The following is a 10,871-nucleotide window of genomic DNA, read 5'->3' on the forward strand; positions in this document are numbered from 1 at the left end:
CTTACAGGATATACCGGCTCAGATCCTCGTCTTCGGACAACTCTCCAAGCTTTTCGTCCACGTATTCAGCGGTTACCTCGAAGCCATCGGTAACCTTGTCGCCGGCATCGAAGGACAGGGTTTCAAGCAACCGCTCAAGGACGGTATGCAGCCGACGGGCACCGATGTTTTCAGTGCTCTCGTTCACCTTCCAGGCAACCTCGGCAATACGGGCAATGGCATCTTCCCGGAACGTCAGTTTTACGCCTTCGGTCAGCATCAGTGCTTCGTATTGCTGCACCAGGGAGGCATCCGGTTCGGTCAGGATGCGCTTGAAGTCCTCGGGTGTCAGTGCCTGAAGCTCAACGCGGATCGGCAAACGGCCCTGCAGTTCCGGAATCAGATCCGAGGGTTTGGACAGATGGAACGCGCCGGAAGCAATAAACAGAATATGATCGGTGCGCACCGAACCGTATTTCGTGCTCACGGTGCTGCCCTCGATCAACGGGAGCAGATCGCGCTGGACGCCCTCGCGGGAAACATCTGACGAGGTGTTCTCGGACCGCTTGGCCACCTTGTCGATCTCATCCACGAATACGATGCCATTCTGCTCCACCGCCTGGATGGCTTTCTGCTTGATCTCTTCTTCGTTGACCAGCTTGGCAGCCTCTTCTTCCTTGGCGCGCTTGAGCGCGTCCGCAACCTTCATTTTCCGGGTCTTGCGCTTGTCGGAGGACAGGTTGGAGAACATGCTCTGCAGCTGGTTGGTCATCTCTTCCATGCCCGGGGGCGCCATGATTTCCACCCCGGCGCTGGAGTTGCGCAGATCGATCTCGATTTCCTTGTCATCCAGCTCGCCCTCCCGGAGTTTCTTCCGGAACAGCTGGCGGGTGGATGAATCGGAGCTGCGCTGGCTGTCTTCACCGAAATCCCGCGGCGGCGGAATCAGCGCGTCCAGAATGCGCTCTTCCGCAGCATCCAGTGCCTGTTCTTCGTGGCGCTTCATCTCTGCTTCGCGCAGCATTTTGACGGCCATATCCGCCAGATCGCGGATAATGGATTCCACGTCACGGCCCACATAACCGACTTCCGTGAATTTTGTGGCCTCCACTTTCAGAAACGGGGCGTCGGCCAGTTTGGCGAGGCGCCGGGCGATCTCGGTTTTACCCACACCCGTAGGGCCGATCATCAGAATGTTCTTGGGTGTAATCTCTTCGCGCAGGCTGCTGTCCAGCTGCATCCGGCGCCAGCGATTTCTCAGGGCGATAGCCACCGCCCGCTTGGCTTCTTCCTGGCCCACGATGTGTTTGTTGAGTTCGTGGACAATCTCACGGGGAGTCATTGCAGACATGGTCGCTCCGGATCAGTCGTTTTTGGAGAGCACTTCAAGGGTGCGATTGTGGTTGGTGTAGATACAGATGTCGGCGGCGATATCCAGACCTTTCTCGACTATCTCATGGGCAGACAGATCGGTGTTTTCCAGCAGAGCCCGGGCTGAAGCCTGGGCAAAGGGCCCGCCAGAACCGATGGCAATCAGGCCCTGTTCCGGCTCTATCACATCCCCGTTGCCGGTGATGATCAGCGAGGCGGTTTTGTCCGCTACAGCCAGCAAGGCCTCGAGCCGGCGCAGCGCACGGTCAGTTCGCCAGTCTTTCGCCAATTCCACCGCAGCCCTGGTGAGGTTGCCCTGGTGTTTTTCAAGCTGGGCTTCGAATCGCTCGAACAGGGTGAAGGCATCAGCGGTACCGCCCGCGAAGCCGGCGATCACCTGGCCGTTGTAAAGTCGGCGAACCTTCCGGGCATTGCCTTTCATTACGGTATTGCCGAGGGAAACCTGGCCGTCGCCACCCATGGCAACTTCGTCATCGCGCCTGACGGAAAGAATGGTAGTCATTTGGGCTCCAATTGCCTGATTGAAATTGGTATCCCGTTGTTATGGAGGCTTCTGGTGCGAATTCAAGGTGTTCGCACCAGGCCCGAAAGATCAGCCTTCCTTGGGGATCTTCCGGACCAGTGGCTGGATATTCAGGGAAACCAGTTTGTCGATAGCGGAATTCATCTGGCTTCTGGATGTGAAAGGGCCAACGTTGACGCGGTACCAGACGGAGCCGTTGTCCAGATCAATCCTCTGGGTGCTTGCCCGCAAACCCTGGAAAGCGATCTGGGCCCGCTGTCGTTCCGCGTCTTCCTTGCTGCGGAAGGAGCCGGATTGAAGCAGATAATTGAAATCCGTTTGCGTTGGTCCGGGCGTGTATTCTTCGACTTTGGGCGGTACCACCTCGGATTCCGGCAGCATCTCGTAGAAGCGGAACCCGGGCTTGTCTTCCTGCTTGGCTGTTTCAGCAGGCGTCTTAGCAGATTTCGGGGCCGGCTTCTCACTGACCGCTTGCGGTTGCGAACCCGGGTTTGCAGGCAGGGAGTTCAGATAAAAGATAAACCCGATGAAGCCGCCCACGGCAGCCAGGGACAGAATCCACTTGAGTGACAAGCTGCCGTGCTGGGCACGGGCACTGGCCTTGGGTTTTGGGCGGGCCGCTTTTGGCTTTGTCTGCCTCGCCGGTTTCGTGCGCGACGTGGCCGACGCTTTGGCGGGCCTGTCCTTGCGGGCGTAATCTCGGGACATTCGTGTTACATCTCTTCCGGTGCGCTGACGCCCAACAGGTCCAGACCGTTGGCAATAACCTGCCGGATGGCAAGGTAGAGGCTGACCCTGGCATCACGAACGGCGGTATCTTCAATCAATACCTTGTGGGCGTTGTAATACGTATGGAACTGGCCCGCCAGGTCCCGCAGATAGTGCGTGAGATGGTGCGGCTCACGTTGCGCGGCGGAATTGGCAATGAGCTCCGGATACTTGGCCAGCTGGTTGGCCAGGTCCTTTTCCTCGTCAAGCGTCAGCAGTGAGAGGTCGCCAATACATTCGTTGCGACTGCGCTCTACACCTTCCTCGGCCAGTTTTCGAAGCACGCTGCAGATGCGCGCGTGAGCATACTGAACGTAATAGACCGGGTTTTCATTGGTCTGGGAGCGAGCCAGATCGATATCGAAGGTCAATTGTGAATCGACGCGGCGCGCGGCCAGAAAGAATCGGGTGGCATCACGGCCCACTTCATCAATCAGGTCCCGGACTGTGACATAGCTGCCCGCGCGCTTGGAGATTTTTACCTCCTGGCCGGAGCGGGTCACCATTACCATCTGGTGCAGTACGTAGTCGGGCCAGCCTTGAGGAATGCCGGCATTCAGTGCCTGCAAGCCGGCGCGGACGCGGGTAACGGTTGAGTGATGATCGGCACCCTGTTCGTTAATCACGGTGGTGAAGCCCCGTTGCCACTTGTCCAGATGATAGGCGACATCCGGCAGGAAGTAGGTGTAACCACCATCCTTCTTGCGCATGACCCGGTCCTTGTCATCGCCGAACTCCGTGGTCTTCAGCCACATGGCGCCATCCTGCTCGTAGGTGTAGCCATTTTCCTGCAGGCGCTTGACCGTCGCTTCGACCTTGCCGTCTTCGTACAGGGAGGATTCCAGGAAATAGACATCGAACTGAACCCCGAAGGCTTTCAGGTCTAGATCCTGCTCCCGCCGCAGGTAGGCGACGGCGAATTCGCGGATGGCATCGCGGTCTTCCGGATCCGCCTTGGCGGTCACTTCCCGATCGTCTGCAGTAACGGTGTCGCCGGCAAGGTAGGCCTTGGCAACATCAACAATGTAATCGCCCCGGTAGCCGTCCGCCGGCCAGCTCTCGTCGTCCGGCGTCAGACCTTTCACCCGCGACTGGACTGAGAGCGCCAGGTTATCAATCTGCGCCCCTGCGTCGTTGTAGTAGAACTCCCGGGTTACATCGTAACCGTTTGCTTCCAGCAGCCGGCAAAGGCAGTCGCCGATCGCCGCGCCACGGCCGTGGCCAACGTGGAGGGGGCCTGTGGGGTTGGCCGAGACAAACTCCACCTGAACTTTTTCACCCTGCCCCTGATTGTTGCGGCCGAAACGATCGCCTTCATCCAGTATGGTATTGACCACTTCGAAGGCACTCGCAGTGCTCATAAAGAAGTTGATAAAACCGGGCCCGGCAATCTCCACCTTCTCCACCGCACTGCTCTCAGGCAGGTTCTCGATCAGAGCCTCCGCCAGTTTGCGGGGCGCGCAGCCAGCCGCTTTCGAGGCAACCAGGGCAATGTTGCAGGCATAATCGCCGTGGGACTTGTCCTTGGTATTGCCCACCTGTGGAGTGAAGGACTGGTCCGCAGGTAGCGTGCCATCGGCTTGGAGTGCTGCCAGTGCAGACTGGAGCAGATCGGAAACGGTCTCTTTCATGCTGTCAGATGACTCGGTTTACAGGAGAATTGGATTCGGGGCAGGAGGCCCATTGAAAACAGAAGGCGGGTATTATCGCGGAAAGGCGTTTTTTACTCAAACATGTAAAGCGGAGAGGCTCGGTCACCTCTCCGCTTTCTGCTCAGATCATTTATTCAGGATTGGCACAGGATGTAGCTGTACCATATGGGCTGTCGCCACCTCCGGGAGGGGCGGGCGAATCCAGGTCGTCCGCAGTGCAGGACAGAGTAAATCGCTGTCTAGCCTGGGATTCGGTGCCCTGAACGCTGGTAGTGGCAATTAAGTCCACTTCAATCCATGAGCATTCACTCTTCAGGTAAGTAAGGTCGAAGGTAACAGTTCCGTCTGCCCCGGTTGTGAGGCTCATAGGTACTGTTGCGGAAGGGTCCGGCTCCAAAGCCCCATTGCCGTTCTCATCATTATCTGCGGCGTCGAGGATGCCATTATTGTTGATGTCTTCAGAGGCACAGCCGTCAGAAACGGTGTATGACGCGACCCAAGGGTCGCTGGAAGTAGGTTTGACATAGAAACCCTTGAAATAGCGAACTGGAACAACGCTAACCTGAACTGATCGATTAGCGGATGCGTTGCCGTTGGCGTCGGTAACAATGGCTGTCCACGGCTGCTTGTAAAGGGTCAACCCGGACTCAACGATCTCGTTTCCAGTGCCAATATTTATCCGCAGAGCTTGCCCGCCGACCGTTAGAGAAAGGCTCTCTGATATCGCCGTATTCGGAACTGTGGCAAAAATGGTTACACCGTTCAGAGAGCTGGAAACCGAGCTGGAGGTATAGGTCACCTGGGTCTGTCCCTGGCTGTTGGTTTCGCCTGAGCCTGCAGAGAGCGAACCGCCGGTTACGTCGTCTAGGGTGAAGTTAACAGTGGCGTTTTTTACCAAATTGTTGTTTGCATCACGCACTGTGGCCAGAATCACCGCAGATTCATTTTGGCCAATTTGGGTCTTGTCCGCCTGCAGATTTAGCTGTGTAGGCGTTGTAGATACGAACTCAAAGGTTCTCTGCGCAGACGGGCCGCCTGTCGCTTGGCTACGGGCTGTAACAGAGGCAGGGCCGACATTGGTAGAGGAAATGTCCACTGTGGCGATGCCCCCTGAAGTCGTAACAGTTGCTGTGCTAGAGCTGCTTTGAGAGAAGACTCCTCGTGTTGTCTCGAAAACTACGCTTGATCCATCGGCCACGGCTACCCCGTTGGAAAGCCACTCTACTTCTAAAGTCTGCGTGGCGTTCAACTCGATTTCCGTATTTGCAGTGGGGGAAGTGAAGCTGAATTGGTCTGGAGAGATCGTCACTGCCTTTTCTGCGGAAACAAGGCTCTCGCCGCTATAGGCTGTTACGGTTATTGCTTCTGATCCTCCTGACTGTGCAACCAGATCAAAAGTTACAGTCCCATCAAGTGCGGTTGCGAAGGTCGCCGTATTTGAAATCTGATTTCCTAGTTGCGTCGATACATCAACGTTTTCCCCGACGATCGGATCGTTATCGGCATCTACAAGCCGGGCAGTGTAGGTAGCCGATGCGCCCGCAACGATGGAAGACGGGCCTGTTATTGAGATAGACGTGCCAGTCGCCGAAATAGATGTTGTTCTTGATACGTTACCGGCAGTCACGGTCACAGTTATCGTGCGGTTCCTTGGATCGTTGCCAGCTGAAACCTGAGCTAATGCTTGGCCGTTAGCACCTGTCACGGCCGTCTGGACTAAGACAGTACCGTCGTTATCGGCAGCAAAGCCAACGTTAACGTCTGGCATTACTCGACCATCAGTATCCTTTATGATTGCAGTAATCGAGGAGCTGTCTGACCCGTCAGTAGCGATCTGGGGTGATTCATTAATCAATTGAATAGTGCCGACAGAAGCCGTTTCAGTGGTGTCGCCTGGTTCAGCTGTACCGCCGCCCCCGACACCCGATAGTGAGCTTGATCCACTATCTCCCCCGCACGCAGCAAGCACGAGGGTCAGCAGCACAGCCGTAACTCGTGCAAATAGTTTCCCTGACATTATCTTTTCTCCAGTTTTCGTTTACAGCGAAAGCTTTTATGCACGTTCCCGAACAAGAACGGCAAGCTCAGGTATTTTCACAAGAATGGTACTTAGTTTGCTGAAAATCATAGCACAGGATCTTGTCTCGCAATGATGATTAGTATTCATTTATGAAAAACTTTGTAACCTGAATTTGCCGATGAAATGACTGATGCTCAGCCGGTCTCCTGCGGATCAACATCAATCATCCATTTGACCCCGGCAGGCAGCTTTCTCTGGTCCAGTTCCTGACAGATTCCGGTCAGCAGGCTGTTCAGCTTTTTCCGGTTGCGGGCGTTGAGAATCAGTTGCGCACGGTGCTTGTCAGCGCGCCGGGCAATCATGGCTGGCAACGGCCCCCAGGTTTCGATGCCTGTGGTATTCGCGAGGGGCTTAATTGTATCCAGCGCTTGCAAGCTTTTCTCCATGGTGTCGCCTTCTGCCCTGAAGATAGCCATGGCGCGGAATGGCGGGAATTGGCCTTCTTCCCGCTCTTTCAGGAGTTGGTCGGCGATGTCGAGGTAGTGGCCCTCGCACAGTGTCTTTAACAGCGGGTGGTCGCTGTGGCAGGTTTGCACAAGCACTTTGCCGGGCTTTGTGCCCCGTCCGGCACGGCCACTGACCTGCAGAAGAGTCTGTATGAGTTGCTCGGGGGCGCGAAAGTCCACGCTAAACAGCCCACCATCCGCGTTTACCACCACCACGAGTGTGACATTCGGGAAGTCGTGTCCTTTCGCCAGCATCTGGGTGCCCACAAGCACGCACGGTTTGCCGGTGTTTACCTGGTTCAGGATGCCCTGGATGCTGCCTTTGCGCTGCGTACTGTCGCGATCCACTCGCACCACTGGTGTATCCGGGAAAGCCGTGGCAAGAATGTCCTCCGTTCTCTCGGTGCCCTGCCCAACCGGTTTGAAGGCCTCACTCTTGCACTTTGGGCACTGCTCGGTCGCCGCCGTCTGGTAGTCGCAGTGGTGGCATCTCATCGCCCGGTCCCGGCGGTGGTAGGTTAGGCGAGTGTCACAGCGCGGGCATTCAACCATGTGGCCGCAGTCAAAGCACATCATGACCGGGGCAAATCCTCGCCGATTGACGAAAACCAGCGCCTGCTCCCCTTTTGCCAGAATCTGTTCGATGGCATTCAAGGCGGGGCGGGAGAGGCCGCCCTCCAATGGGCGACTCCGGATATCCAGCAAGCTGATGACCGGAGGCGCAGCATTGCCGGCGCGCTCTTCAAGCTTCACCAGATGGTATTTGGCCTGCTTCGCGTTATGAACGGATTCCAGCGACGGAGTGGCGGATCCCAGAATGACGGGACACTTGTTCAGGTGCGCGCGGTAGACGGCCAGGTCCCGGCCGGAGTACCGAAAACCTTCACCCTGCTTGTAAGAGCTGTCATGTTCTTCATCGACAATGATCGTTCGCAGGTTGGTGAACGGTAGCAACGCAGCCGATCGCGTACCTACAAGGATAACGGGCTCGCCGTTCCGCACTTTCAGCCATGTCGCCAGGCGCTCACCGTCGTTCAGCGCTGAGTGCCATACGACAATCCGTGCGCCAAAATAGTGCTGGAATCGGGCGACCGTTTGGGGCGTCAGATTGATCTCCGGAACCAGTACCAGGGCCTGATCCTGATTCCCCAGGTGTTCTTTCAGGTAATGAAGGTAGATCTCGGTTTTTCCGCTACCGGTGATGCCGTATAGAAGGAAGGCGGAAAACCCTTCGTCCGGGGTAGCCAACTGCTCTGCAGCAGATGTCTGCGCCTCGGATAATCTGGGTCGGCGGGCCAGCAGCTCGGGGGCTTCATTGAAATCCGCTGGTCGGGCTGGCGAGACAATCTCGATCAGTTGCTTCTCCTGCAGTGCCTTGAGTTGCGCCCGGTTGAATCCCGCCCTCAGAATATCGGTTGTCGGGGCGCCGTTGGATCGCTGGTTCAGCCAATCCCAAAGGGCTTTCTGTTTATGCGCATTCGCGGGAATCGTCGAGCCGCTGTCGATTGCCCGCCACCACTGATCCTTTTTTTCCTCTGCAATGCGCCCTCGTCTGAGTGCTGGGGGCAGGGCAGTGAACAGGCATTCGCCGAGCGGATGCTGGTAATAGTCGCTTGCCCAACTGAGAAGCTTGAAGGTTTCCACGGGCAATGCAGGCCAGTTTTCCATTGCACCTGCCACAGCCTTGAGAGTGATGCCGGGAGGAGGCTCAACGCCCACCTGAACAACAAGACCCGTTGCCTGCTGCCGGCCAAAGGGTATTCGCACCCTCTGACCAGGCGTCAGTTCAAGGCCTTCCGGGATAATGTAATCGAAGAGTCGACGCAGGGGACGATTCAAGGCAATGCGTGCGATCAACGGCACTGAGTGCTCCACGGGATGACGGGTGTCACGGTTTTTCCTTATCCTGTCTAGTCGGCGGCCTGCCGCGAAATCCAAGGTGGGCGAGTCCGGAGGTCAGTGTGGTGCTTGCCTGCAGAACTAATTGCAAGTAAGATTCGCGGTCTGTTTCCGGCAGGGCATGATTGTGCCCCGTCTTCTCAATTGATTCAAACGTGCGGTGCCTGGCGCCTGGGCAGATTCGATGCCCCGTGATCAGGTAGCGGCATGACCTAACGAGGTTCGCCATGAAAGAAGGTATCCACCCGAAGTACGAAGAGATTACTGCGACCTGCTCTTGCGGTAATACATTCAAGACTCGTTCTACCTACACCCATGATCTGCAGCTGGATGTGTGTTCCCAGTGCCACCCATTCTACACCGGCAAGCAGAAAGTTATGGATACCGGTGGTCGTATCGACCGTTTTCAGAAGCGTTTCGGTGGTCGCATCGGCGCCAAGAAAGACTGATCGAGCTGGATTCGGGAAAAGCGCCTTCGGGCGCTTTTTTTGTGCTCGGTCGTCAGAGTGTACCTATAAGATACATACGCAATTAGCCCTATTGACTGTTCACAAAATGTTCATGAGGCACTTGTCGTTTCCGGGCTGGCGGGCCATAATGGCGCGCTCCGCCGAGTAGGGGCCTTCGATTCGGAGTTGATCCGAGGCTCTCTGGCTTCGGCGGTTCACTACCTTTAAACGTGACAAACGGAACAGTGGCAATGTCTCAAGATCTGAAAGAAGCAGCCCTTGAATATCACGCCAAGCCGCGGCCTGGTAAGCTGAGTGTCGAAATCACCAAGCCAACCAAGACCTCCCGCGACCTTTCCCTGGCGTATAGCCCCGGGGTTGCCGAACCGGTCCGCGAGATCGCAAAGGACCCGGAGAACGCATACAAGTACACCGCCAAGGGCAACCTGGTGGCTGTCATCTCTGATGGTTCTGCGATTCTTGGTCTGGGTAACCTGGGGCCGCTGGCAAGCAAGCCGGTTATGGAAGGCAAGGGCGTACTGTTCAAGCGCTTTGCCGGAATTGATGTCTTCGATATTGAAGTCAATTCCGAGAGCCCGCAGGCGTTTATCGAAACAGTTGAGCGTATTGCAGATACCTTCGGTGGTATCAATCTGGAAGACATCAAAGCGCCCGAGTGCTTTGAAATTGAGCGCGCGCTGATCGAAAAGTGCAACGTGCCCATCTTCCACGATGACCAGCATGGTACTGCCATCGTAACTGCAGCCGGCATGATCAATGCCCTCGAGCTGCAGGGCAAAAAGATTGAAGAGGCGAGGGTGGTCTGCCTGGGTGCCGGTGCTGCCGCCATTGCCTGCATGAAGATTCTGATCAGCTGCGGTATTCGTTCTGAGAACATCTTCATGCTTGACCGCAAGGGTGTGATCCACTCTGGTCGTGATGATTTGAATCAGTACAAGGCAATGTTCGCCAACGACACGGACAAGCGCACTCTGGACGACGCGATTGATGGTGCTGACGTATTCCTGGGGCTGTCCGGTCCGGATCTCCTGACTGCTGAACAGCTCAAGAAAATGGCTCCCAAGCCGATCGTTTTCGCCTGCTCCAACCCGGATCCGGAGATTAGCCCGGAAATTGCCCTGGCAACCCGCGATGATCTGATCATGGCCACCGGTCGCTCTGATTATCCGAACCAGGTTAACAATGTGTTGGGTTTTCCGTTCATTTTCCGTGGAGCGCTGGACGTTCGTGCCACCGCGATCAACGAGGAAATGAAGGTGGCGGCCGTCAATGCAATCCGTGAGCTGGCCAAGGAGCCTGTGCCTCAGGAAATTTGCGAGGCATACGGTGTGGAGAGTTTCGAGTTCGGGAAGGAGTACATCATTCCCAAGCCGATGGACGTCCGCTTGCTGGAAGTTGTGCCGGCCGCCGTTGCTCGCGCTGCCGTGGATTCCGGCGTTGCACGTAATCCATACCCTGCGCACTACCCGCTGAAGTCAATGGACGACATTATCTGATCTGTCATCCAGGGTATAAAAAAACCGGCGGTGATCCCGCCGGTCAGACTGCTGACAAACCCTCGCCATTAAGGCGGGGGTTTGTTGTAATTGGGGCATCGACTTTTCAGAGGCTGCCCCATGCTCAAAGAGCCGTCCCCGCAACAACACGAACTCGAGATGGTCA

At 56.3% G+C, this 10,871-nt stretch carries 9 protein-coding genes; 2 read left to right on the forward strand and 7 right to left on the reverse strand.

The window, feature by feature from the left end; genetic code table 11:
• Position 1: 1 nt before the first annotated feature.
• The 6 genes from hslU to KEHDKFFH_RS13840 all read right to left on the reverse strand — a co-directional run bounded on the left by hslU (position 2) and on the right by KEHDKFFH_RS13840 (position 8,703).
• Positions 2-1,330, reverse strand: coding sequence for an HslU--HslV peptidase ATPase subunit (gene hslU, locus KEHDKFFH_RS13815; RefSeq protein WP_104322437.1), 1,329 nt, complete (start codon positions 1,328-1,330; stop codon positions 2-4).
• Positions 1,331-1,342: 12 nt separating this feature from the next.
• Positions 1,343-1,873, reverse strand: coding sequence for an ATP-dependent protease subunit HslV (gene hslV, locus KEHDKFFH_RS13820; protein WP_008170810.1), 531 nt, complete (start codon positions 1,871-1,873; stop codon positions 1,343-1,345).
• Between the two features lie 90 nt (positions 1,874-1,963).
• Entirely contained in the window at positions 1,964-2,602 is a 639-nt protein-coding gene (locus KEHDKFFH_RS13825) for an SPOR domain-containing protein (RefSeq protein WP_104322438.1), read from the reverse strand.
• A 5-nt stretch (positions 2,603-2,607) separates the two neighbouring features.
• Positions 2,608-4,293 (reverse strand): arginine--tRNA ligase, encoded by a 1,686-nt coding sequence (gene argS / locus KEHDKFFH_RS13830; RefSeq protein ID WP_104322439.1) that lies wholly within the window; start codon positions 4,291-4,293, stop codon positions 2,608-2,610.
• 151 nt (positions 4,294-4,444) lie between these two features.
• A complete protein-coding gene (locus KEHDKFFH_RS13835) occupies positions 4,445-6,331 on the reverse strand; it encodes an Ig-like domain-containing protein (RefSeq protein WP_104322440.1) in 1,887 nt (628 codons plus the stop codon).
• A gap of 197 nt (positions 6,332-6,528) precedes the next feature.
• Positions 6,529-8,703 carry a primosomal protein N' gene (locus KEHDKFFH_RS13840; RefSeq protein ID WP_104322446.1) on the reverse strand — a complete coding sequence of 725 codons (2,175 nt, stop codon included), beginning with the start codon at positions 8,701-8,703 and terminating at the stop codon, positions 6,529-6,531.
• 263 nt (positions 8,704-8,966) lie between these two features.
• Here KEHDKFFH_RS13840 and rpmE point away from each other — a divergent pair, with 263 nt between their 5' ends.
• A complete protein-coding gene (gene rpmE, locus KEHDKFFH_RS13845) occupies positions 8,967-9,188 on the forward strand; it encodes a 50S ribosomal protein L31 (protein ID WP_008170804.1) in 222 nt (73 codons plus the stop codon).
• A gap of 251 nt (positions 9,189-9,439) precedes the next feature.
• Entirely contained in the window at positions 9,440-10,705 is a 1,266-nt protein-coding gene (locus KEHDKFFH_RS13850; protein WP_053114367.1) for a malic enzyme-like NAD(P)-binding protein, read from the forward strand.
• Here the strand turns inward: KEHDKFFH_RS13850 and KEHDKFFH_RS20315 are convergent.
• Positions 10,685-10,871, reverse strand: a 187-nt coding sequence (locus tag KEHDKFFH_RS20315; protein WP_206748228.1) for a hypothetical protein, incomplete at its 5' end; no start/stop codon positions are given. The two genes, KEHDKFFH_RS13850 and KEHDKFFH_RS20315, sit on opposite strands and share 21 nt — an antisense overlap.

Source organism: Marinobacter maroccanus (assembly GCF_002933275.1).
Lineage (GTDB): Bacteria > Pseudomonadota > Gammaproteobacteria > Pseudomonadales > Oleiphilaceae > Marinobacter > Marinobacter maroccanus.